The sequence below is a fragment of the Cupriavidus sp. 05N39 genome (assembly GCF_056397325.1).
In genome coordinates, this window is sequence record NZ_JBFTNE010000026.1 from 23,314 (window position 1) to 46,749 (window position 23,436).

Here is a 23,436-nt window from a genome sequence, read left to right on the forward strand (position 1 = left end):
CGCCATGGCTGTCTCTGATTCCCTGCCTGGCTGGCGCAAGCGGGGGATGCGTCCCGGTGCCTGGCGCTATGTGTGCCCCGTGCTCCTCATGCTGGCGGTCTGCCTGCTTTCCGGCGGCGCCATCCACCTGGTGTACGAGAATAACCGCGCCATCCTGGGCGCGCGCATGGAGTCGACCCTGGCGGCCAACGCGCGCCTGCTGGGGCTGTGGAGCGGAGAACAGCAGCGGCGGGCGGGAACGATAGCGCGCATGGCGGAGGGGCTCAGGCTCGCGCGGCCGTTGCTATCCGCGCAAGGCCAGCCGTCGCCGGACCGCGAGGCGGCGGCCAGGTTTGAGCGATGGGCGACGCCGCTCTACCAGAGCAATGGCTACCTGGGCTTTGCCCTGGCCACGCCGGCACTCCAGATCGTCGCATCGGAACTGCCCAGCCGCATCGGCCTCCCGTTGTTGCCGGAATCCGCCAGGACCGCCAGGCGGGCGCTGGAGGAGGGCAGCGCGGTCTCGCCCCCTTATCCGGCCCCGGAGCCAACCCGTGACGCATCGGGCGCGCTGGCCGACTTGCCGTTCCAGGTGGTGTGCGCCCGCCTGTCCGACGCGGGACACAACATCGGCGTGTTGTGCCTGCGGGTGGATCCCCGCGCTGTGATGCTGCCGATCATCGAAGCGGGTCGCTTTGCCCGTACCGGCGAGTTGTACGCCATCGACAGCCAGGCCAGGCTGGCCTCTCCCAGCCGCTTCACGCGCGAGCTGGCGGCAACGGGCAGGCTGGCACGGAATACGTCGTCCATGCTCAATATCGCTGCCCGGGTGCCTCTGCAGCCAGGCAAGGCCGGGGGGAGCGGCCAGCAGGACGGCCCGCTGACCCTGGTCGCCGGGAGCGTGCTGCGCGACCGCGCGCCGGTGCTTGCCTTCGACTATCCGGACTTCCGCGGCGAACGGGTCGCGGGCGCGGCCAGGTGGATCCCCGGCCTGGAGGTGGGGCTGATCGTGGAGCAGGAGATGGGCGAGGCGTTCTCCTCCTATCTGTTCACGCGAAATGTCGTGGTGGCGCTGACCGCCATCATCCTGCTGCTGATCGCCATCGCCACCTGGATCCTGCGGCGGGAGGGCCGGCTCCTGGCCCAAAGCGAGGAGAGGATGCGCGCCATGCTCGAGCATTCGCCCGCGATCATGTCGCTCAAGGACCGCCAGCACGTCATGCTTGCCGCCAATCCGACCACGCAAGCCCTGTTGGGAGCGAGCGAGGCCGACGTGCTGGGCAAGGCTACCTGGGAGTTCAACACGGCAGCGGACGAAGCCCGGGCGCGCTGGGAGATGGAAGAGCGCGTGATGTCCTCGGGCAAGGCAGAGGAGCACATCTACGCCATGCAGACACCGCTTGGCGAGCGCCAGCTGCAGATGATGCGCTTTCCCGTGCGTGACCCGCACACCGGCGAAGTGGTGGGGGTCGGTGCCGTGGGCATCGATATCACGGAGCAGGTGGAGGCCAATCACCGCCTGAAATCGCTGTCCCAGACGCTGGAAGGCCGGGTCGAAGAGCGGACCTGGGAACTGGCCCAGGCCAATGCCGAGCTGGTCGTCGCCAAGCAGGCCGCCGAGAGCGCCGCCCATGCCAAGGCCAGCTTCCTGGCCAATATGAGCCATGAAATCCGTACCCCGATGAACGCGGTGATCGGCATGGCGCACCTGGCGCTGCGCACGCGGCTCGATGAGAAGCAACGCGGCTACCTGGAAAAGATCCAGCATTCCGGGCAGCATCTGCTGGAGATCATCGATGACATTCTCGACCTGTCGAAGATCGAAGCCGGCAAGCTGGAAATCGAGCGGATCGATTTTTCGCTGGAACGGATGTTGCGCACGGTGAGCGACCTGGTGGCCGAGCGCGCCGTCGCCAAGCATCTCGAACTGATCGTCGAAGTCGCCCCGGACGTGCCGGACTCGTTGCGCGGCGATCCGCTTCGGCTCAGGCAGATCCTGATCAATTTCGCCAACAACGCGGTCAAGTTCACCCATCAGGGCGAAATTGTCATCCGCGTCGAACGCCGCGGCGCCGGCGAATCCCAGCCCCGCATCCGCCTGCGCTTCGAAGTGCGCGACACCGGCATCGGCATCGATGCGGCCACGCACTCCCGCCTGTTCCAGAGCTTCGAGCAGGCCGATGCCTCGACCACGCGCCGCTACGGCGGCAGCGGCCTCGGCCTGGCCATCTGCCGCCGCCTGGTGGAACTGATGGGCGGCACGCTGGGGGTGGACAGCACCCCTGGCCAGGGCAGCACCTTCTGGTTCGAACTCGACCTGCAGGCAGGAAAGAAGCGGCCTGCCCGTGCCATGGTCGCACCGCAGCTTGCCGGCTGCCGTCTGCTGGTGGCGGACGATCACGACTACGCGCGCCAGGTCGTCATCTCCATGCTGCGCAACTTTGGCTTCCGCGTGGACGAGGCCGCCTCCGGCCGGGCCGCGCTGGCGAAAATCGCGTTGGCTGACGAGGCCGCCGACCCGTACCAGGCCGTGTTCATCGACTGGAAGATGCCTGGTCTCGACGGCATCGAGACCGCCCGCCATATCGATGCCATGCGCCTGCGCCACCCGCGTCCCCGCCGGGTCATGATCACCGCGCACGGCCGCGAGGAAGTCTTGCGCGAAGGCGAGCGCTCCGGCTTCGATGCGACCCTGATCAAGCCGGTGAGCGCCTCGATCTTGCTGGAGGCGACCGTGCGCACGCTGGCCGCCGACGAGGATGCCCCGGAGGACGCCGCCGAGGCGCGGGAGAGCGCGCCGGACGCGATGCTCTCCTTGCCCAGCGCACGGGTGTTGCTGGTGGAGGACAACGACATCAACCGGGAGGTTGCGGTTCACTTGCTGCAGGCCGCGGGGATCTACCCGGACGTGGCGGAGAACGGTGCCATTGCGCTGAACCAGGTCCAGGCCGGTGCCTACGATCTTGTCCTGATGGATGTGCAGATGCCCGTGATGGACGGGTTCGAAGCCACCAGGCGCATCCGGGGGCTGCCGGGTTTCGCGAGCTTGCCGGTGATCGCCATGACGGCCAATGCGCTGCCGGAAGACCGGGCGCGTTGCCTGGCGGCGGGCATGAACGACCATATCGCCAAGCCGATCATTCCGGCGGCCTTCTATGCCACCCTGCGCCAATGGCTGTCGGTTCCCGGTGGCGGAGATCCGGCGCCGCAAGCCGTTGCCCGGCCGGCCTGGGTCGACGCGCTGGCGGCCTCCCCGCACCTGGACGTGAACGGCGGCCTGGGGCGTGTGAGTGGCCGCGTGGAGGTCTATGGCCAGTTGCTCGAACGCTTCGCCGCGGGCTATGCCGACATGCCGGACCGCATCGGCGAGCGCATGGCCCGGGGCGACCGTGACGGCGCCTTGTCGCTGGCCCATTCGCTCAAGGGACTGGCCGCCAATCTTGGCGCCATGGCGCTTTCCTCCGCCGCGGCTACGCTGGAGGCGAGCTTGTTGCTGCCGACCGCGCCCGGGCGCCCGGATTCCGTCAAACTGCTGGCTGTCCTGCGCGCGGCCTTGCTGCCGTTGCTCGATGTCCTGCGCGCGCACTTGCCGGCTCAGGACGCTTCACCCCAGCCCGGCGCCGTGCCGGCGGCCGGCCCCGATCGCCAGGATGCCGCGCTGGCTGCCGTCCTGGAAGCACTACGCGGACAACTGGAGGGGGCCGATAGCGAGGCCAACAACACGTTCGCCCGCTACCGCGACGTCATTGCCCGCGGCCTGTCTGCCGACGCGTGCAAGCGCCTGCAGGCGCAACTGGATTGCTACGACTATCAGGGGGCACTGGAAACCCTTGGCGGCTAGGCCGCCGGGCCGGGATTGCCATACTGGCTCGCGATCGCCACGACATAGCCATCGGCGGCGCGCAGCCAGATCTCGCGGTGCCGCGCGTTCGCGCAGGCGGCGTCAGTGCGAATGCCTGTGATGGATATCCGGATAGTGCGGATGCCTGTGGACCAGGGGGGCATGCCGGTGCAGGTGCCGGTGCGGCTCCCGCCCGTCCCAGGGGAAGTCGTGTTCATGCTGGTGATGCGCATCGTGGCGATGCGTGTGGCTGTGTTCGAGCGGCTCGTGGGTGTGCTCGTGCTCGTGATGCTCGCGCAGGTGCAGCCAGACACCCAGCGCCATCAGCAAGGCCGCCGCGTAGAACACCACATGTGGCGGCTCGGGCCACATGGCCAGTGAAATCGCCACGCCGAACAGCGGCGCCACGGAAAAATAGGCACCTGTGCGGGCGGTACCCAGCAGCCGCAACGCGATGACAAAGAGCGCCAGGCTGACGCCGTACCCGAGGAACCCGATGGCCATGGCCGCGCCCAGCGCGGGCAGCGCCGGCAACCGGGCGCCGGTGGCAAGGGCCAGCCCCGTGTTGCAGAGACCGGCCGCCAAGCCCTTGATGCAGGCGATCAACACGGCGTCGTTGCTCGACACCTTGCGCGTGAGGTTATTGTCGATGGCCCAGCACAGACACGCACCGATGATGAGCAAGGCGCCGGCTGACAATGGCAGGCGGCCCGGCTGCCAGGACAGCAGCAAGCCGCCGGCAACGATGGCGGCCATGCCGATCACGATCGGGCGGCTGGCATTCTCCCTGAAGACCACCCAGGCGATCAGCGCGGTGAACACGCCTTCCACGTTCAGCAGCAGGGAAGCCGACGCCGCGCTAGTTCCGGCCAGGCCGCTCATCAGCAAGGCCGGCCCGGCCATGCCGCCGGCGAGGATGGCGCCCAGCAGCCACGGCATTTCCCGGCGCGGAATGCCAGGCATCTGGGTACCGGCATTGCCGGAGCCCATCCCGATGCGCCGCAGCACCAGCAGCAGGCCAAGACCCAGGCCGCTGCCCAGGTAAAGCAAGCCCGCCAACAGCAAGGGCGGGACGGATCCGGCCAGGGCTTTGGCAAGTGGCGTGCTTGCCCCGAACAGCAGCGCGGAGGCCAGGGCGGGGGCGGCGGTGCGCAGGGACATGGGCGTATGGCACTGGCTGGTTGGTTGTTAACGTATTGTCGCCCGGCCAGGCCGCGTCAGGGCGTGTCCTGGGCAGGCATGACCGGCGACCAGCGATGTTCTTCCGCCTGGCAGTGCAGGCACCAGGCGAAAAGGGCGTCATACATCACCATGCCGTGCGCGAGCATCTCGTGATCGTCGGCGAACACGTGCGACAGGCCCCGCGAGATGGCATATAGCCCCGCCGATTGCGCAGTGAGGTCCAGCCGCGAGATATCCGCCCCGCGCATATGCGATCCGCGCGCTCGCTGATACTGGCTCTGGATGGATTTGTGGTGATAGCGTAACTTCGCCAAGGGCTGCCCGATGACCGCGCCGGTGCATGGCTTGCAATCCATTGTTCAGCACACGCTGAAACGTTCGCCCGCGTCGCATGCCCACAATGGTTGCGATGCCTTCCCCGGGAGAACCGCATGCCAGCCAACCCCACCGCGGATGCGCGCGCGGCCCACGCCAGCGGGCCCGCGCCGGACCTGGCGCTGCTGCTGGCCTTGTCCACGCTATGGGGCGCGTCCTACACCTTTATCCGGCTCGGCGTTGCCACGATTCCCCCGGTGACGCTGATCGCGGCAAGAACACTGATCGCCGGCGCGCTGCTGGTGGCCTGGATGGCCGCCAGGGGCATGCCGATGCCGCGTGATGCTGGAACCTGGCGCCGCTTTGCCGTGCAGGCCATGCTGAACAGCGTGGTGCCCTTTACGCTCATCGCCTGGGCCGAGCAGTCGGTTCCGGCCGGCCTGGCGACGATCCTGAACGCCGCCTCGCCGGTGATGGCCGTGCTGGGAACCTGGCTGGTCACCCGCCACGAACGCATCGCGGCGCGCAAGCTGTTCGGCGTGATCGCCGGGCTCGCGGGCATTTGCATGATCGTCGGCACCAGCGTGCTGGGCGGCCTCGGGCAACAGTTGTTGCCGCAACTCGCCATTGTTGCCGCCACCGCCTGCTATGCCGGCGCGGCCATCTACGGCCGCTCGTTCAGGGACCTGGCGCCGGCGGCGCCCGCGGCCGGTTCGATGATCGTGGGGGCGGCATTGCTGGTGCCGGCAAGCCTGGTCATGGACCGGCCCTGGACGCTGCATCCGTCAATGTCGTCGCTGGCCGCCTTGCTGGCGCTATCGGTTTTTTCCACCGCGCTGGCTTTTGTCATCTACTTTCGCCTGGTGCGCACACTGGGTCCTGTGGGAACCACGGCGCAAGCCTATCTGCGCGTGCCGATCGGCGTCGCCATCGGCATCGTGTTTCTCGGCGAGTCGCTTACGGCCGGGGCATGGGCCGGCCTGGCGTGCGTGGTTGCCGGCGTCGCTGCCATGACGATGCCCGCGCGGGAGCGCCCCGCCGGCGCAAAGCCTGCAACGCCGACGGGCCGCGCGTGACCAACCCGTCGTACATCTGCAGCCTCAGTGAGAGCGAGCTTGCCGGGCGGCTCAGAACCCTGCCTTGTGCAGCGGGCCATCCCATCCGTCCAGGAACTTCGGCAACTGATCCTCCACGTCCACCACGCGATGCCGGTAGAACAGGTGCATGGCCGGTTGCAGGGCCTCCGGCAGCGCGCCGCCACTTGCCCGCGCGAAGAGGCTGTTGGGAATGACCGACATGCCAAGCCGGTTGGTGCCGACCAGCGTCTCGCCGCACTGCCGGCAGAACTGGCGCTCGAGTTGCCGCGTTCTGTGGTGGTACGTGGCCAGGTGCTCGGCGCCGCGTTCCACCAGTACTTGCGCCGGCTCCCAGGCCGTGGCGGCAAATACCGGCGTCGCATAGAAATCCCGGCAAGCCTGGCAATGGCAATTGGCCCTGGCCACCGGCGCTCCGCTAATACGAAGCTGGACCTGGCCGCAAAGGCACTCCAACGTAGCGGGGATTGTCATGGGCATTGTCTCCTGTCTTTTGAATGACGAGGAGCATTCTACTTGGCGCCGGGCCGGGCTGCCTGGCGCCGGCGCGCGGTCATCCCGTGATGGCCGCGTCAAGCATGGCGCCGAACAATCCGATCAGCAGCACGACCGCCGAGGCGATGAACCAGCGCACCGTCTTGCGGTATTCCGGCACCTGGTCATCCTCCACCCGCAGCGAGCGGAACAGGGCAACGATCTGCAGGCACACGGCGGCCAGCAGCGAGGCGGCGGCGAGCAGTGCCTGGGTGCTCCAGCGGCCGGGGCTCTCGAAGCCCCAGAAGCGCCAGAACGCCAGCGAGAAGCCAAGCAATACCGTGATGGCGGTGATGATGCCTTGCCGGTAGCCCGCCGGCACGACCTGGGGCGCCACGCTTGCCGCCTTTGCGGCTGGCGCGGGATCGGGGGCAGGGGCAGCCATGAGATGTCCTCCTGAGCGGTGCCGGACGGCCGCAGATGTGGTGCAACGAGTATAGGCACCGGCGGCCGTGGGTGAATCCTCCTCCATGCCGCCGTCTGTCACGCGCGCTCCCCCGGCATTACAATGCGGCTTCGCGGCCGCAGCCCTGGCGTCAGCGCTGACCGGCTCGCCTTGCCACTGCCTGTGCCTTACCTCCCATACCCTATGTCTTCGCTTTCTCCCTCAGACAATCGCATCTGGTTCGATGGCGCCGCCGGCCGCATCGAGGCCCTGGCGGATTCGCCGCAAGGGCCTCCTGCCGGCATCGCGGTGATCGCGCACCCGCATCCTCTGCTTGGCGGCAGCGCCGAGCACAAGATTCCGGTGGCGCTGGCCAGGATCTTCCAGGCGCGCGGCTATCTGGCCGTGCGGCCCAACTTCCGGGGCGTGGGCGGTACGCAGGGCAGTCACGACGCAGGGCAGGGCGAGACGGATGACATGCTTCTGGCCGTCCGGCATCTCAGGCAGGCGCACCCGGACCTGCCGCTGGCGCTGGCCGGCTTCTCATTCGGCGCCTATGTGCAGACGCGCGTGGCAAAGCAGTTGCTGGAGGACGGCGAACAGATCGCACACCTGATCCTGGCCGGCATGCCGGCAGGCCCGGCCGCCGGCGGCCGCAATTACGACACCCCCGCGGTGCCTGCCGATACCTTCGTCATCCACGGCGAACTGGACACCAACGTACCGCTGCAAGCCGTGTTCGACTGGGCGCGCCCGCAGGAGTTGCCCGTTGTGGTGGTGCCCGGCGCCAACCACTTCTTCACCGGCAAGCTGCCCGTGTTCCAGCGCGCCGTGGCGGAGTACCTGGACCACCGGCAGAGGCTGGGCAGGGCGGCCGGCTAGCCGTGCGTCAGTCCATGGCCGCATGCGCGACCGCGTCGCCGCCGGCATGGTGCGTGGGCCTGATCAGCAGGATCAGCGGCACCACCAGCAGGGTCGCGAGGAACATGACCTTGAAATCGTTGAGGTAGGCGATCATCGAAGCCTGCTGGTTGATCGACTGGTTGAGCATGGCCAGGTCGTAGCGCGAGCCGCTTGCCAGCAGCGCCTGCATGGCCGGGTTGTACACGCTCACATTGGCAGCCAGGTCGGCGTGGGCAACCTGTGTGTTGCGCGTCATCAAGGTCTGGATGACGGAGATGCCGATACTGCTGCCGATATTGCGCATCAGGCTGTAGGTGGCGGTGCCGTCCGCGCGCAGCTCCGGGGCGAGCGTGGAGAATGTCAGCGCGCTGAGCGGCACGAACACCAGCCCCAGCCCGAAGCCCTGGATGATGCCGGGCCAGACGATGTCGGAGACCGACAGCACGACGGTATATTGCATCATCTGCCACAGCGCGAAGGCGGAGATCAGGAAGCCCGACAGCAGCAGCACGCGCGCGTCGATGCGCTTGAGCAGGCGTCCGGCCAGCAGCATTGAAAGCATGGTGCCCGCGCCGCTTGGCGCGGTGACCAGTCCGGTGGTGGCGACGGGATAGCCCATCAGGTTCTGCAACATCGGCGGCAGCAGCGCACGGGTGGCGTACATGACCGCGCCGATCACGAAGATAAAGCAGGCGCCGGTGGCGAAGTTGCGGTCCTTCAGCAACTGGTAGCGGAAAAACGACTTTGGCCCGGCGGTGGCGGTGTGCGCGAGGAAGTAGAGGAAACTCACTCCGGCCAGGATGGCTTCGATCCGGATCTCCAGCGAGCCAAACCAGTCCAGCTGCTCGCCGCGGTCCAGCATGGCCTGCAGCGCGCCGATCGCCAGGCCAAGCGTGATAAAGCCGAAGGCATCGAACTTCACCGCCCGCTCCGCCGCCCTGGCGGGCAGGAACGACAGCACGCCAAACAGCGCGAAGGCGCCAATCGGCACGTTGATGAAGAACACCCATCGCCAGTTATAGCTGTCGGTGAGCCAGCCACCCAGCGTCGGGCCGAGGATCGGGCCCACCATCACCCCCATTCCCCAGACCGCCATCGCCTGTCCCTGCTTTTCGCGGGGATTGATGTCCAGCAGGATCGATTGCGACAGCGGTACCAGCGACGCCCCGAAGATGCCTTGCAGCAGCCGGGAGGCCACGATCTGCGCGAGTGTGTCCGAGAGCCCGCAGAACGCGGAAGCGATGGTGAAGCCCGTGATCGAGACGGCCAGCAGGCGCTTCACACTGAGCCGGTCGGACAGCCAGCCGGTCAGCGGCGTGGCGATCGCGGCAGCGACGATGTACGAGGTCAGCACCCATGTGATTTCATCCTGCGATGCCGACAGGCTGCCTTGCATATGCGGCAGCGCCACATTGGCGATGGTGCTGTCTAGTGTCTGGATCAGGGTGGCGGCCATGATCGAGATGGTGATCATGGGCCGGTTGAGCGGCATCGCTACGCGCCCTGCTACCGCTTCGGATGACATGGATAAGGCAGGCTGGTGGACGGGGATATGATAAGCATGCTTATTATACGGACGCCACAAGGCATGGCAAGGCGGTTTTCGCTGGCGGTACCGCGTCCACGGAGGTAGATGTTTGTACAATCGCGCCATGGAAACGAAACTGGAAAAACGCTTTGGCTTCCTGGTCTCGGACGTCGGCCGGCTCAGCGGCAAGCGCTTCGACGACCTGGCGAAGTCGTCCCTTGATCTCACCAGGGCGCAATGCCGCGCGCTCGCCTACCTGTCGCACTACGGTGAAGTCAACCAGGTGCGGCTGGCCGACTTGCTTGAAGTCGCGCCGATCTCGGCTGGCCGCCTGCTGGACCGGATGGAAGAGGGCGGCTGGATCGAACGGCTGCCGAACCCCGCGGACCGCAGGGAACGGGTGGTGCGCATGACGCCCAAGGCGGAGAAGGCACTGGACAAGGCGCGCCGGGTCGGGGATGAGGTTGCCGAGGAAGCGCTGGCAGGGCTCAGCGCGCAGGAGCGGGAGCAGTTGATCCGCTTGCTCCAGCGCGTGCGGGTCAATCTCGGCACGATTGTCGATCGCTGACGGGAAGGGCGCGTACGATGCATCGCTCAAAGCAGCCGGTGCATGTCTTCCACCGCGTCATCCAGCTGCAGCTTCAGCAGCTTCAGCAGGCAGTACAAGCCATAGGCTTCTTCGGCTTTCTCGCTCTGCAACTCCGCTAGCTGCAGCACGCTGTCCAGGCCGGCGCTGACACTCTGCAATTCGGCGCAGCCGTTCGCCATGCGCTCGCCGAGGCTGCGGTTCAGCGCATCGATCTGGGCGGTCAGTTCGGCTACGCGGGGCGGATCCCCGGGTTCGGCGGGACGGCTCAGGCTGAGCACTTCGGCGATGAGATCGCTTAGCGTGCTGAAGACGAAGGGCGGATCAGTCGGACTGCCGGCGCTGGCGATCGGCTTGGGACCGGCTCGGTCGGTGGGACGCAATGCAAGCTCCTCATAGTGTGGAGGTCCGCCTGCTCCAACGCGAGAGTGGCGGGCTCGCAAAAGCATACTGCGTATGCGGTCGCTCGCCCTTCGGAAATTTCCGTATTTGCACGGCACCGCATTTTGCCTTGCACCAACCGTTCACCACCGATGCTGCCTGCGCCTGCCGCAACGCGATGCCTGCGATCCGGTCGGCGTGGAATCCGGTCCGGATCGCATGGTTGCTGCGGGGGCTTCAGCCTTGCTTGGGGGCGACTTCATGGTTGGCCATCAGCTCAAGCGCCCTGACCAGCCCCGAATGATCCCAGCCCGCGCCACCATGGCTTGTGCACGCATTGAACAATTCCTGGCAGGTGGCGGTATTCGGCAGCGACAGCCCCATCTCCCGGGCGTTCGACAGCGCAAGGTTCAGGTCCTTCTGGTGCAGCCCGATGCGGAAACCCGGTTCGAACGTGCGCTTGATCATGCGTTCGCCATGCACTTCCAGCACCTTGGAGGAGGCAAAGCCGCCCATCAGCGCCTGGCGCACGCGCGCCGGGTCCGCGCCCGCCTTGGACGCGAACAGCAGCGCTTCGGCGACCGCCTCGATGTTCAGCGCCACGATGATCTGGTTGGCGACCTTGGCGGTTTGCCCCGCGCCGTTGTCGCCCACCAGCGTGATGTTCTTGCCCATCAGTTCGAACAGCGGCCGTACCGTTTCGAAGGTAGCCTCCGGCCCGCCCACCATGATGGACAGCGTGGCATTGCGCGCGCCGACCTCGCCGCCCGATACCGGCGCATCCAGGTACTGGCAGCCGCGCGCGTCGATACGCTTGGCAAATGCCTTGGTGGCGATAGGCGAGATCGAACTCATGTCGACCACGATCTTGCCGGCGCTCAGTCCGTCGGCAATGCCGCCCTCGTTGAACAGCGCCGCTTCCACGTGGGGCGTGTCCGGCACCATCAGGAAGATCACGTCGGCCCGTTCGGCCACTTCCTTGCCGCTGCCGCAGGCCACGCCGCCGCTGTCCAGCAAGCTTTGCGGCACGCCGCTGCGGCTGGACAAGCTGACTTCGTGGCCGCCGGCGATGAGGTTCGCCGCCATCGGGGTGCCCATGATGCCAAGGCCGATAAATCCAAGCTTCACTTTTGTTCTCCGTTAGTGCATGGCACTGGCATCGCGTACGCCGCGATGCCGGTGTTTCAAATCGCAAACCGCAAATCAAAGATATCAATAGCCCGATGCCTGCCCCGGGGCGGCTTGCCCGGCACGCATCTGCGTGACCACCTGCCTGGCGCCGGCCGCCATCAGCCGCGCATCGGAGCCCACCGTGACAAACTGGAAGCCCTGTTCGATCCGGCGCAATGCCGCCTCCGGCGCGCCGTTGTGGATGCCGGCGACTACGCCGTGGGCCTTGGCGCGCGAAAGCACATGCGCAATGGCGTCCGCAACGGGCGGGTCGACATCGTCGAAGGTGGGCCTGCAACCGAGCGCCAGCGACAAATCGGACGGGCCGATATAGACGGCATCGAGCCCCTGGACCGAGAGGATGTCGTCCAGGTTGTTGAGCCCTTGCATGGTCTCGATCATCGCGAAGGTGACGATGGTCTCGTTGGCGTGTTCCGGATAGTCGGCGCCGCCATAAAGCAAGCCGCGGATCGGTCCGAAGCTGCGCGTGCCCAGCGGCGGGTAGTGGGTGGCGGCGACGAACCGTTCCGCGTCTTCGCGGGTATTGATCATCGGACAGATGACACCGTACGCGCCGGCGTCGAGCACCTTCATCAGGATGCCCGGCTCGTTCCACGGCACCCGTACCACGGGCACGGTGTCCGTGGTGGAGATCGCGGTGAACAGGGTGATGGCGTCGCGGTAGTCGACGGCGCCATGCTGCAGGTCCACCGTCAGTGAATCCCAGCCCTGGTGGGCCATGGTCTCCGCGGCGAAGCCGCTGGGGATGGACAGCCAGCCGTTGATGACAGCGTGCCCCCCCGCCCACATTTTCCGAATCCGGTTCTCGCGCATTGTCTCTCCTCGCATGGGTTTGTCCGGCGCTGGTTGCCCTGTGCCGCCAACTTATAAGTTATCGTACAACTTGGAGGGAAGTATAAGCTTTACACGCGCTTCGTCAAGAGACGGCGGGAAGTGTCGGCGATGATCGTCTGCTTCTATCAATTTAGCGGCGGCTCGGGGCTGGCGCTCCGGCTTGGGGGCGGATAGCGCCCGCCTGCCGCTTTAGACGTTTTCGTCGTAGGATGTCCTACTAAAAGAAATCGACATTGACGCACCTGGATGGATATCCCCGCGATCCGTCGCAGCGTTTTGTTGCTGCTGAAACGGCCCGGCGGGGAATCCGCCGGGCGCGAACAGGAAACCGGGCCCGGATGCACCTGGAAATACGATGAGTGGCCTTGCGGCGTTCGCCTCAGCGCTTGCCGATCCGGAAAGCGATCTCGCCGACGCCTTCGATGCCCGCGGTCACCGCATCGCCCGGCTGCAGCGCGCCGACGCCAGCCGGCGTGCCAGTGAAGATCAGGTCACCCGGCGCCAGGGTCACACTTTGCGATACGTAGGCAATGACGTCCGCCACGGGCCAGATCTGCTCGTTCAGGTTGCCTTCCTGGCGGGGCTCGCCATTGACCTTGAGCCATACGCGGCCGTGGGCGGGGTGCCCGATGCTGGCAGCGGGCTGTAGCGGACCGCACGGGGCGGAGGCGTCGAAGCCCTTCGACCAGTCCCACGGGCGGCTCATCTTCTTGGCGGTGTCCTGCAGGTCGCGGCGCGTCAGGTCCACGCCAACGCCGTAGCCCCACACCAGTTCGAGCGCCTGCTCCGGCTTGATGTTGGCGCCACCCTTGCCGATGGCCACCACCAGTTCGATTTCATGATGGAGGTTGTCCGTCAGCGGCGGATAGGGCACGGTTCCTTCCGCGGCTACCACCGCATCGGCCGGCTTGGTGAAGAAGAACGGCGGTTCGCGGTCCGGGTCATTGCCCATCTCGCGCGCATGCGCCGCATAGTTGCGGCCAACGCAGAACACGCGGCGGATGGGGAAGCGGGCGCTGCTGCCGGCCACGGCGACGCTCGCCTGCCCGGCGGGCTGGATGACGAATTCAGTCATGTCTGGGTTCCTGGGGGCGTATGTGAGGAGGCGGTTACTTTGCAAAGACCTGGCTGATGTCGCCGAAGGCCTTGAACTCAAGGGCATTGCCCGACGGATCGAGGAAGAACATCGTGGCCTGCTCGCCAACCTGTCCCTTGAAGCGTACATGCGGCTCGATCACGAACCGGGTGTCAGCGGCGCGCAGCTTGTCAGCCAGTGCTTCCCACGCTTCCATGGACAGGATCGCGCCGAAGTGCCGCACCGGCACCTCGTCGCCATCGACGGCACTGGTTGCGCGATGGCCGCATTCTTCCGGCGCGAGGTGCGCGACGACCTGGTGGCCGTAGAAATTGAAATCGATCCAGGCATCGGAACTGCGGCCTTCCGGGCAGCCGAGGAGTCCGCCGTAGAAGCGGCGGGCTTCCGCCAGGTCGTTGACGGGAAAAGCCAGGTGGAACAACGGCGTTGCGCTCATGGGAGGGGCTCTTGTGGGTTGGGGGTATCGGCAGTGCGTCCGCATTGATTGTAATCAGCAGAAGTCGTAATATGAAACGAATGATTTCTGTGCTCAGCATAGAAATTTTCGATATAAAACCATGATCGGACCATGAGCCGCACCGGATGATCCGCTATTTCCGTACCTTCCTGGTCGCCGCCGAAACCTCGTCCTTTTCCGCCACTGGCGCGCGCCTGGCCCTCACGCAGTCCGCTGTGAGCACGCAGATCCGCCGGCTGGAGGAAGACCTGGGATGCGCCCTGTTCGACCGGGCCGGCAAGTCGGTCGCACTGAGCGAGGAGGGCCGCAAGCTGCTTCCGGAGGCCATGCGCTTTGTCGAGCTCTATGAGTCGATGAAGGGCCGCGTGCATTCGGCCCCGGATACCACGCCGCTGGATCTTGGCGCCGTCTCGACCGTGCAGGCCACGCTGCTGCCCAAGGCCATGAAGCGCCTGCGCGCCGGCTTTCCCAAGGCGCACGTCAATATCGTTCCCGGCATGTCCACCCAGTTGCTTACCCAGGTGGATGCCCGCGAGCTTGACGTAGCCGTCCTGATCAGGCCCAGGCTTGGCATTCCCCAGGAACTCAAATGGGTGCCGCTGATGCGGGAGCGCTTTGTCGGCATCGCGCCCTCCGGCTCGCCGCGCGAGCTGAAGGCGGCGCTGGCGGCGTTGCCATTCATCCGCTACAACCGGCATTCCATGGGCGGCCAGCTGGTGGACCGCTATCTCCGGCGCCACCGGCTGTGGGTGGACGAGAGCATGGAGCTGGACGAGCCAGCGGTGATCCTGCAGATGGTGGGCGAGGGGCTGGGCTGCGCGATCATTCCGGCGGAACTGGTCCCGCTCAAGTCAGCGCGCAACGTCGTGGAAATACCGCTGCCGGGCGAACCGGTCTTTCGCGAGATCGGCGTGCTGGTCCGGCAGTCGGCGCTCAAGCGGCCATCCATGGCGGCACTGATCGATGCGCTCGTTGCCGAGACCGCTCACTGGCGGGACCCGGTGTAATCAGGCGGTCTCCTCGGCAAGCATGCATGCCGGGCCGCGCTGCATCGCCATCCAGGCAATCGCAAGCGCGGCCAGCGAGAAGCCTGCCGCGGCCCACGGCAGGCAAGGCTGGCGTGCGTTCAGCGCTTGGGCCAGGACAGCAATGTGGCCTCTACGACGGCCTGCAGGTCCTCTCGCGTCGCGCCGCTCTTGGCCCGCACCGCCATGCCCTGGATGATGGTGGCAATGTAGTGCGCGGCGCCGCCGGCCGTCATCCCCTTCGGCAACTGGCCATTCCCGCTGGCCAGGACGTCTTCGAACCGATCGCGCAGCAGGTCGCAAATGGCGTTGCGGTTCGACGCAAGCGCCTCCCGTATGGCTTCGTTGCCGGGCGAGCAAGCCAGGGCGGCATTGGTCTCGAGGCAGCCGTGCGGCGTGCCCGCGCCAGTGTGCAGTTCGACCATGCCATGCAGCAATCGCTCGGCGATCCGGCGCGGCGTTGGCTCGGCCAGCGCAGCCTGCCGGAAGGCCAGATAGCGCTGATGGTAGCGCTCGAGAACTTTCCTGAAGAGCGTCTCCTTGTTGACGAACGCGCCATAAAGGCTCGACTTTGTCAGGCCGGTGGCTTCGAGCAGGTCGGCCAGCGAAGTCCCCTCGTAGCCGTTTTCCCAGAATGCCCGGAGCGCCAGGTCAAGAACCTCGTCTTCGTCGAATTCGCGCGGTCGTGCCATGGAATCGTGCGGCAGGAGTGGAAACCATGATTGTAGACCACCTGGTCCGTAATACCGGCTCGCCGCGCCGACCAGGCCGCGCCGAAAAAAAAAACGCCCCGGGCGGCGGGAGCGCACTCGGGGCGATGAGGACGAATTGGCGGTACCCACGAGGCGCCGCCACCCAGCAAATCGAAAAATCGGAGAGTCAGCAAGCGGGACGGATCACGCGCCGCAGAACACGTGCCCGCATATTAAGGAGCACAGCAGCGGATCAAAGCCCGGAGTAGCAGGGCCATTGCGGCCCTATCCCGGCTTTAGGCACCAGGGCGGTGCTCATGGCCTAGCGCTGGGCAGGCCTGCCTGTCGCACACGTCACTTGCGGTCTCGGGAGGCGGCTCCGGCCGGCCGGCCGCGCCGACGCATTGCCCGGCCCGCGGCTCCCGGACTCGCGTCTTATTGCGGCAGCCGACATCGAATGGCGTCCCCAGGGAAGATCAGGCAACCGGCGGCTCGTCCCGGAGAAAGCGCGCCGGGATGGCGCCCTTGACCGGGAACAGGTGGAAGTAGGGGCGGGCTTCGGCGATGACACGTTGCACGGACGGGCGGCCCCACAGGCGCTCCGCATAGGCGGCCAGGCGCGGATGCGTTTGCGCGAACGGCATCACCATGCCCGCATAGAACAGCGCCGGCTCCGCCGAGCAGTCCGCCAGGGTGAAATGCTCGCCCGCCACCCAGGTCCTGTCCGCCATGTGCTGCTCGATCATGTCATAGGCAGTGCGCAGCGTGGCCTGCGCGTCCGCGACGCCGCGCGGATCGCGCTCGCCATCGGCCCGCAGCCGGTCGCCCACGATCTTCTGCACCGGGATGTGCACGTAGTGGTCGAAGGTGCGGTCCCATAGCCGAACCTCGCGGCGCTCGTCGTCCGTGGCGGGCAGCAACGGGCGCGCGCCGGGGTAATGCCGGTCGAGATACTCGATGATGATCGTGCTTTCCGGGATTGTCAGGCCGCGGCTGTCGTCGCGCAGGACCGGCATCTTGCCGATGGGCCAGAGCGCCAGGAAGGCGGCGCGGGAGTCCGGCTCGCCAAGGTTGACCAGATGGGTGGAAAACGGCGTGCCGTTCTCGTAAAGCGCGATCAGCACCTTGTGGCAAAAAGAGGACAGCGGATGAGCATGGAGCGTCAGGGCCATGATGGTTGCCTCCTTGTCGTTCCGGCCGCAGCCGGGATGCCGGCGCCCGTGGCGGGCTGCCGGGCGGGGCCGCTTACGTGGCGACCACCTGCGGCGGGCGCGGCCGGGTGGCAAACGCGAAGGCGATCTGCGTCAGTCCCGCGGACAGTCCCAGCGCCACGCCGATTTGCCACGCCAGAGTATAAGAGCCCAGCGCATCGTAGACCAGCCCGCCGCCAAATGCGCCGACGAAGCTGCCGATCTGGTGGCTGAAGAATGCCACGCCGCCAAGCATCGCCTGCCAGCGCAGGCCGAAGGTTTCGGCGATCCAGCCTGCCACCAGCGGTGCCACGCCCAGCCACAGGAAACCCATCACCGCGGCGAACACCAGCGTGCTGCCGGGCGTGGGCGCGGACGAGAAATACCAGGTCAGCGCAAGCGAGCGCACGGTGTAGATGGTGCCGAGCAGCATGAGCTTGTTGACCCGGCCGCCGGCCCAGCCGAAGAACAGGCTGCCCAGCACGTTGAAGCCGCCGATCACGCCCAGGGCCTTGGCGCTGAGCATGGGGTCCATGCCGCAGACGTCGAGATACGAGGGCAGGTGCGTGGTGAGGAAAACCAGCTGCATGCCGCAGACGAAATAAGCGGCGCCCATGACCAGGAAGGCCTTGTGCCGCAAGGCCGTGCCAAGCGCCTCGCGCGCGTTTTGCTGCACGCCGCCCGGCGGCGTGGGCAGCGGCAGGCGATCCACCTTGCCGGCAAACCAGGCGGCCGGCAGCATCACCAGCGCCAGCACGACAAAGGCCGCCAGGCCCACGCGCCAGCCGTAGGATTGCGCCACCATTTGCCCGATCGGCGCGGCTACCAGGGCCCCGAGCGAGCCGGCGCCCGACACGATGCCCAGCACCGTGCTGCGCAAGGCGGCCGGCACCGGGCGTGCCGCGACCGCCATGGAAATGGCGCTGCCGGTGCAGGCCATCGACGCCCCGATCGCCACGCCGGCGCCGAGCGTCACGCCCACGATGCCGTGGGCGGTGGCCAGCAGCACCAGGCCCAGCACATAGAGCAGCGAGCCGCTCATCATCAGGGGCCGGAATCCTACCCGCGTGGCCCACGCGCCGGCCAGCGGCTGGAGCAGGCCCCAGGCCAGGTTCTGCACCGCAATCGCAATCGTGAAGTCCGACACCGAGATGCCGATGTCCCTGGTCAGGGGCGGCATGAAGATGCCCAGGCTCTGTCGCAGGCCCATGGCCAGGCTGAGCATCACGGAGGCGCCGAGCAGGATCGGCAGGACGGGGCGGAGGTCGGTCAGGCGGGGAGGCACGGTGGGGCTGTCTCTATTGTTGTCTTTGTCTTGTTGTTCTCTTATGCCGGCTCGCCCTGGGCAGCCGCGAACAGATGCGAACACACGTGAACAGCCGCTCAGGGCTGGGTCAATGGCTCAACCGAGGGTAGTTCCGAACGAAATCGAAGTCAATTTGGATCTGCTTAAGCGACCCTTTGCGCGGCGCCGGCGTTCGCGCTATGGCCTGACTGCGGTTGCCAGCAGGGCCGGCATCGGCACGTCGAAGGCGTCGCCGCTGACATAGGCGGCAACGGTGTCCCGGAGCGCTGCGCGGATGGCTTCCCTGGCTTGCGGGCTTTGCGCACGCAGGGTGGCAGATGCGCGCACCGTTCCCGCCGCGACCATCTGGAAGAGCTGGTCGGGCGTCGCCATGCGCCAGCTCTGCGGCACCTGGCGGCAGGAGGGGGAGACAAAGCCCGCGCCGAGCAGCGCCTTTGCGCACGCATCCGGATCGCTGAACAGGAAGAAGTTCGGTCCCGCCGGCAGGCCGACATCCAATGTGCCGTGGGCGCGCACGGCGGCATAGAGCGCCCCGAATCCCACGGCGCGCTCCGGCACGTCCCACACGGTGAATGCCACGCGCCCGCCGGGCTTGAGCACGCGCAAGGCCTCGCGCAGCGCCAGGTCGGGATCGGGCAGGTGGCACATGCCGAAGGCGTTGACGACCGCATCGAAGGTGCCCGGTTCGAACGGAAGCGCCTGTGCATCGGCCTGTTCGAAGCGCAGCGCGGGATAGCGCTGGCGTGCCATCCCGACCTGCGCGGCCGCGAAGTCGATGCCCACCGGATGCGCGCCGCGCCGCGCCGCCGCGTCGGCCACATAGCCCGCGCCGGTCGCGACATCCAGCACTTGTGTTCCGTCGCCAACGGCCGCCGCATCCAGCAGTGCGCCGATGGATTGGATGGTGACGCCCGAAAGGTTTTCGTCGTATCCGGAGACGGTGGCGGGGTCCTCCCAGCCAGCCCGTTCGAATTCCTGGAAGGATTGCGCTGAACCGGCCATGGGAACCTCCGTTGGCGAGAGCTGCGCACGGTGACCGATGCTGCGCTTGCGGCGCGGGCATCCGTGCGTGTCGCTCACTTTGCGCCAGGTCTTTACTTGCGGCAAGTCCTCCCGGAATGGCGGCCGGGCCCCCGGACCGGACAATCGCGGCGCCATTGACCGCATCCCCGGCGACGCGCAGTTCGTGATCGTCGGGACGCCGTCGCGCTGCGGAAGCGCTAAGTCAAACATGCCTGTACCTGGCGGATCGCGGCTGGCGCCATCGGGCATCCGGTGGACGCGCATGGCGAATCAATGCGCGTATGCTCTGCCAACAGCCAACTTTCCCGCATTCCCATGTCGAAAGTCTGCAAAGCCGTTATCCCTCTGGGCCCGGCATCGCTCCTGGCGCTCGCGCTGACCGGCTGCGTGTCCCACTACCGGGTCGAGACCGGCGCACCCGCCGCCCGTGTGCGGTTGCTGACCAACACGGAAGACAACACGACCTTCAGCGTGGTGGATGCGGGTAAATGTCCCAAGCCGCCCAAGCCGCTCTTGCTGGCCGCGACGGGAAACCAGATCACGGCGATGGGGAGGGAACCCGGCCTGGCGATGGTGGGGATCTCGCCGGAGCCCCCCGGCCGCACGCGCGAACGGTGGTTGCTGGCAGGCCATCGGATCTACCTGACCGCGATGGCGGCATCGGCCGCCGACGACCAGCCTTACCGCTGCGCGGTGGGCATTTCCTTTGTGCCGCTGCCAGGTTGGGAGTATGAGTTCCGCTTTCAGCGCAATGCCGCCGCGAAGAGTTGCGGCGGACAGGTGCTGCGGCTGGTCCGGGCAGAGGGCGGCGCCATCGCAACAACGCCCGATCCTACGCAACAGGTCTTTCGCGGCTTTGAAGCGGACGCGGTCTGCGCGGCGCCGTGAGGCAGCCTGGCGCTGCCGCGGCGCAGCGTGTAGCCGGGCCGGTCAGCGCTGTGCCGCCGCCGCGCCCGGCATGAGGCCGGCATAAGGCGCATCGGTCAGCGTTCGCAGGAATGCCACGAGATCGTCGATCTCCGCTTCGGTCATGGCCGGGGCTGTTCCCGCGCGCCGGTTCATCGGCGTGGAGTTGATGTTGATGTTTCCCCGGTAGGCCGCCGGCACGTCGTCGAAGGTCCTGGCGCCGCGATACCACTTGCCCGGATCGGTCGAGCGCGTGTTGTAGAACGCCACCGCATCGCGCAGCGTGGTGAACACACCGTTGTGCATGAAGCTCTGGCGCACCGCCACATTGCGCAGGCCGGGCGTGCGGATATAGCCGCACCATTGCTCCGGCTCGGGCCAGCGCAGGCGGCGGGCGCTGTCGCACAAGCCGTTGTCGAAATGGCCGGGGTCGCGGTTGGCGGCCAGCGCGCGGTTGCGCGGAACGGCAATGGCGTCGTAGCCGAAATCCGTAAACAGCGAGCGCTCGGGACGGCTGGCGGTGTCCGCCAGCGTGTGGCAGCTCATGCAATTGCCCTTGTCCGGGTTCTTGAACAAGGCCAGGCCGCGCGCTTCCTGCGGTGCCAGCGGCGTGCGGTGGCGCAGGTAGTCATCGAAGCGGGAACTGAAGGGCGCCATCTCATCGCTCTGCAGGTAGGCCTCCAGCGCCTTGCCCAGCGCCCTCACCATTTGCTCGGGATCGGTCTGTACCGCGGCGCCGAAGTGCCGGGCCAGCGCGGGTGCCAGCCCGGTCCCCTTGACCTTGCGCAGCAGGCTGGCGGGGGTGCCGTTGTTCATCTCGTTGGGATCGAGCAAGGGGCCGCGCGCCTGCTCGGCGAGTGTGTCGGCGCGGCCGTCGGCGAACAGGCCGCCGAAGGGCGACGCGTAGGGCGCGTCGTTGTCCTGGTAGAAGTGCCGGCGTGGAATGTAGCGCACGTAAAGCAGCGACGGCGCGTTGCGCAGGCTGAAGCGGCCGGGCCGGCTGCCCTGGGGCACGTGCGGCCCGGCCAGAGCGGCGGGCGACAGTGTTGGCGCGAAGGCGCGCGCCGGGTCGTGGCAGGCGGCGCAGGATGTGCCGCGCGGCTCCGACAGGCGGGCGTCGAAGAAGATGCGCTTGCCCAGCGCGGCCAGGCCAGGATCGGGGCGGAAGACGGCGGCGGTGGGGTCCACCTTGGCGGTGACCTTTGGCGTGCCGTTGCCGATGGTCGCCACCACGCCCGCGGGCGGGGCGCCCGGCGTCAGCGCCACGCCGGGCGGCGGCGCCGCCAGGCAGGCACCGCCAACGCAGGCCAGAAGGGCGATGGCGGCGCGCGTGGCTGCGCTCACGGCGCCAGGAAGCCGGTCTTGTCGCAAGCCAGCGTATTGGAGGTTTGCACGCAGGTAGCCATCAGCTTGCCGGCCACGCTATAGGCCTTGAAGGTCCAGCCGGTGGCGGGCGATGCGTTGCGCTCCATCATCACGAAGCCGAAGCTGCTGTGATGGGTGATCTTGTCGATGACGGTGCCGGGCGCGGGAATCGTGCCGGGCGGCAGCGGATCGGGCAGCGCTACGTCCAGGTTGTCGCCGCCGTTGCCGGACACGATGGTGGCCGGGTGGCCGGAGGCGAAATTGATGGCCTGGAAGTCATGCACGTGGCCGTGCAGCGCCACGTGCACGCCGACCGGGTAATAAGCCTGGGCGTTGGCGTTGCTCATCACCGACTGCAGCGCCAGGTTGCCCGGCGCGGGGTTGTTGCCCGCCACCGGCGCAAAGGCCAGGATGGGATGGTGGTTGGTGAACAGGGTGGTGCTCATGCCCGGCCTGGCGGCGAGCCAGCCCACCGTCTGGAACTGCTTCTGGTAAGCGATGAACTGCGGGTCGTTGGTGGGCAGCGCGGTCTTGCCGGCCTTGGCCGAGTCAAAGACGATGACTTGCGAACCGGTGCCGAGCGCAACGGCGTAGGGCTCGGAGTAGTTGGCGTTGCCGTCGTTGGCCGGGTCGTTGCAGGAGCGCGCGTCCGAGTACGGGCGTGGATCGAGGAAGCGGAACCAGCCCTGGCCGGCGCGCGCGCATTCCTCATGGTTGCCGCGCACCACCACCCACGGTGCCTTGGCCATCAGCGCGGCGGCGGGCTTGAAGAGGTCGGCCTGCCAGGTATCCCAGCCATAGCCCCACGGCGTGCCCTGGCAGCCGGCGATATCGGGCGGGCAGAGGTTTTCGCGATAGTGGTAGTCGCCGATATGCAGGACCAGGTCGGGGTTCATGCCGGCGGCGGTGGCGGCGAGCGCGGCAAACGGCCACGCGGTGCCGTCGCTGCAAGGCTGGTAGGCGTTATCCGCCTTCTTCAGGCGGCAGCCGGTGTCGGCCAGCACCAGCACGCGCTGCGGCTGGGCCTTGGGTAGCGGCAGTGTCTGGCCCGCCACGCTGGCGGCGGCCGCATTGGCCGGCAGGGTCGCTTCGCACACCGAGACCGGGAAGTCCGATGGCTTGGAGTCGGCAGCGGCGCTGGCGGTGGTGCGCAGCGGCATGGTGCCGGCGACCACGCGCAGCGCCATGCGCTGCTGCACGCCATCTACCGTCAGCAAGGGGCACAGCGCATTCGACGGCAGTGCGCTGCCCGCGGCGGCGGCCGGCGCGACATAGCTGGTGATGACGCGGGCGATGGCCTGGTTGCTGTCGCCGATCTCTACCCACGCGGCCTGGATGTTGGCGCTGGTGCTGGCTGCATCGCCGGCCGGCACGACCGGCGCGGCGGGAGCGGCGGGGGCGGCCGGAGCCACCGGCGCGGCTGCCGCGTCGGTGCTGTCGCTGCCGCAGCCGTGCAGTACCGCTGCCGTGGCCAGCACCGCCAGGATCGCGCCGATGCCGACACGTGTGGCGGCTCCGGCGCGCCGGTTCGCTTTGGGGTTGCCCATTGTTATATCTCCCTGTCCGCTTTGTTAGCGAGGCGGAAATATACGGAAGGGATGTTTCGGCGCGATGAACGTTATG

General features: G+C 67.3%; 21 protein-coding genes and 1 pseudogene. 6 read left to right on the forward strand and 16 right to left on the reverse strand.

The features are described from left to right. Nucleotides 1–4: 4 nt before the first annotated feature. On the forward strand, nt 5–3,820 hold the full coding sequence (locus AC1DN0_RS14520) for a hybrid sensor histidine kinase/response regulator (protein WP_477111306.1): 3,816 nt from the start codon (nt 5–7) through the stop codon (nt 3,818–3,820). 102 nt (nt 3,821–3,922) lie between these two features. Here AC1DN0_RS14520 and AC1DN0_RS14525 read toward each other — a convergent pair whose 3' ends face one another. Together AC1DN0_RS14525 and AC1DN0_RS14530 are read right to left on the reverse strand one after the other, a co-directional pair. Beyond that, a complete protein-coding gene (locus tag AC1DN0_RS14525; RefSeq protein WP_441633348.1) occupies nt 3,923–4,981 on the reverse strand; it encodes a DMT family transporter in 1,059 nt (352 codons plus the stop codon). A 56-nt stretch (nt 4,982–5,037) separates the two neighbouring features. Continuing rightward, a pseudogene (locus AC1DN0_RS14530) lies at nt 5,038–5,250 on the reverse strand (chromate resistance protein ChrB domain-containing protein); the annotation flags it as partial. A gap of 183 nt (nt 5,251–5,433) precedes the next feature. Between AC1DN0_RS14530 and AC1DN0_RS14535 the strand changes: the two are divergent. Beyond that, on the forward strand, nt 5,434–6,393 hold the full coding sequence (locus AC1DN0_RS14535; RefSeq protein WP_441633350.1) for a DMT family transporter: 960 nt from the start codon (nt 5,434–5,436) through the stop codon (nt 6,391–6,393). 51 nt (nt 6,394–6,444) lie between these two features. On the opposite strand, the gene AC1DN0_RS14540 is transcribed toward AC1DN0_RS14535, so the two are convergent. Further along, nucleotides 6,445–6,885 carry a GFA family protein gene (locus AC1DN0_RS14540; protein ID WP_441633352.1) on the reverse strand — a complete coding sequence of 147 codons (441 nt, stop codon included), beginning with the start codon at nt 6,883–6,885 and terminating at the stop codon, nt 6,445–6,447. 79 nt (nt 6,886–6,964) lie between these two features. Continuing rightward, the gene (locus tag AC1DN0_RS14545; protein WP_441633354.1) at nt 6,965–7,330 is read right to left on the reverse strand and encodes a hypothetical protein; all 366 of its coding nucleotides are present in this window, start codon (nt 7,328–7,330) and stop codon (nt 6,965–6,967) included. Between the two features lie 204 nt (nt 7,331–7,534). On the opposite strand from AC1DN0_RS14545, the gene AC1DN0_RS14550 reads away from it, so the two are divergent. Beyond that, a complete protein-coding gene (locus AC1DN0_RS14550; RefSeq protein ID WP_441633356.1) occupies nt 7,535–8,212 on the forward strand; it encodes an alpha/beta hydrolase in 678 nt (225 codons plus the stop codon). A 7-nt stretch (nt 8,213–8,219) separates the two neighbouring features. Here the strand turns inward: AC1DN0_RS14550 and AC1DN0_RS14555 are convergent, their stop codons facing one another. After that, nucleotides 8,220–9,758, reverse strand: a complete 1,539-nt coding sequence (locus tag AC1DN0_RS14555; protein ID WP_441633358.1) for a DHA2 family efflux MFS transporter permease subunit — start codon at nt 9,756–9,758, stop codon at nt 8,220–8,222. Nucleotides 9,759–9,885: 127 nt separating this feature from the next. On the opposite strand from AC1DN0_RS14555, the gene AC1DN0_RS14560 reads away from it, so the two are divergent. After that, a complete protein-coding gene (locus AC1DN0_RS14560) occupies nt 9,886–10,329 on the forward strand; it encodes a MarR family winged helix-turn-helix transcriptional regulator (protein WP_441633360.1) in 444 nt (147 codons plus the stop codon). Between the two features lie 26 nt (nt 10,330–10,355). Here AC1DN0_RS14560 and AC1DN0_RS14565 read toward each other — a convergent pair whose 3' ends face one another. The 5 genes from AC1DN0_RS14565 to AC1DN0_RS14585 form a co-directional block, all read right to left on the reverse strand. Further along, a complete protein-coding gene (locus AC1DN0_RS14565; RefSeq protein ID WP_441633362.1) occupies nt 10,356–10,730 on the reverse strand; it encodes a hypothetical protein in 375 nt (124 codons plus the stop codon). A 235-nt stretch (nt 10,731–10,965) separates the two neighbouring features. Continuing rightward, nucleotides 10,966–11,856, reverse strand: coding sequence for a 2-hydroxy-3-oxopropionate reductase (glxR, locus tag AC1DN0_RS14570; protein WP_441633364.1), 891 nt, complete (start codon nt 11,854–11,856; stop codon nt 10,966–10,968). 84 nt (nt 11,857–11,940) lie between these two features. Further along, complete coding sequence (locus AC1DN0_RS14575) at nt 11,941–12,732, reverse strand: HpcH/HpaI aldolase family protein (protein WP_441633366.1); 792 nt, start codon at nt 12,730–12,732, stop codon at nt 11,941–11,943. 400 nt (nt 12,733–13,132) lie between these two features. Further along, nucleotides 13,133–13,828, reverse strand: coding sequence for a fumarylacetoacetate hydrolase family protein (locus AC1DN0_RS14580; protein ID WP_441633368.1), 696 nt, complete (start codon nt 13,826–13,828; stop codon nt 13,133–13,135). 34 nt (nt 13,829–13,862) lie between these two features. Next, nucleotides 13,863–14,285, reverse strand: coding sequence for a VOC family protein (locus tag AC1DN0_RS14585; RefSeq protein ID WP_441633370.1), 423 nt, complete (start codon nt 14,283–14,285; stop codon nt 13,863–13,865). Nucleotides 14,286–14,431: 146 nt separating this feature from the next. On the opposite strand from AC1DN0_RS14585, the gene AC1DN0_RS14590 reads away from it, so the two are divergent. Beyond that, nucleotides 14,432–15,313 (forward strand): LysR family transcriptional regulator, encoded by an 882-nt coding sequence (locus tag AC1DN0_RS14590; RefSeq protein ID WP_441633372.1) that lies wholly within the window; start codon nt 14,432–14,434, stop codon nt 15,311–15,313. 119 nt (nt 15,314–15,432) lie between these two features. Here AC1DN0_RS14590 and AC1DN0_RS14595 read toward each other — a convergent pair whose 3' ends face one another. The 4 genes from AC1DN0_RS14595 to AC1DN0_RS14610 all read right to left on the reverse strand — a co-directional run bounded on the left by AC1DN0_RS14595 (nt 15,433) and on the right by AC1DN0_RS14610 (nt 19,521). Next, a complete protein-coding gene (locus AC1DN0_RS14595) occupies nt 15,433–16,023 on the reverse strand; it encodes a TetR/AcrR family transcriptional regulator (RefSeq protein WP_477102834.1) in 591 nt (196 codons plus the stop codon). 476 nt (nt 16,024–16,499) lie between these two features. After that, nucleotides 16,500–17,195, reverse strand: a complete 696-nt coding sequence (locus tag AC1DN0_RS14600) for a glutathione S-transferase family protein (protein WP_441633376.1) — start codon at nt 17,193–17,195, stop codon at nt 16,500–16,502. A 73-nt stretch (nt 17,196–17,268) separates the two neighbouring features. Continuing rightward, the gene (locus tag AC1DN0_RS14605) at nt 17,269–18,438 is read right to left on the reverse strand and encodes an MFS transporter (RefSeq protein ID WP_045241227.1); all 1,170 of its coding nucleotides are present in this window, start codon (nt 18,436–18,438) and stop codon (nt 17,269–17,271) included. Nucleotides 18,439–18,696: 258 nt separating this feature from the next. Then, nucleotides 18,697–19,521: a class I SAM-dependent methyltransferase gene (locus AC1DN0_RS14610; RefSeq protein WP_441633378.1), complete on the reverse strand. Its 825-nt coding sequence runs from the start codon at nt 19,519–19,521 to the stop codon at nt 18,697–18,699. Between the two features lie 336 nt (nt 19,522–19,857). Between AC1DN0_RS14610 and AC1DN0_RS14615 the strand changes: the two genes are divergently transcribed. Continuing rightward, nucleotides 19,858–20,430 carry a hypothetical protein gene (locus tag AC1DN0_RS14615; protein ID WP_477102833.1) on the forward strand — a complete coding sequence of 191 codons (573 nt, stop codon included), beginning with the start codon at nt 19,858–19,860 and terminating at the stop codon, nt 20,428–20,430. A 42-nt stretch (nt 20,431–20,472) separates the two neighbouring features. Here the strand turns inward: AC1DN0_RS14615 and AC1DN0_RS14620 are convergent, their stop codons facing one another. Next, entirely contained in the window at nt 20,473–21,792 is a 1,320-nt protein-coding gene (locus tag AC1DN0_RS14620) for a cytochrome-c peroxidase (protein WP_477111307.1), read from the reverse strand. Further along, nucleotides 21,789–23,360: a metallophosphoesterase gene (locus AC1DN0_RS14625; RefSeq protein ID WP_441636674.1), complete on the reverse strand. Its 1,572-nt coding sequence runs from the start codon at nt 23,358–23,360 to the stop codon at nt 21,789–21,791. Before AC1DN0_RS14625 ends, AC1DN0_RS14620 begins: the two co-directional genes overlap by 4 nt. Nucleotides 23,361–23,436: the final 76 nt, after the last annotated feature.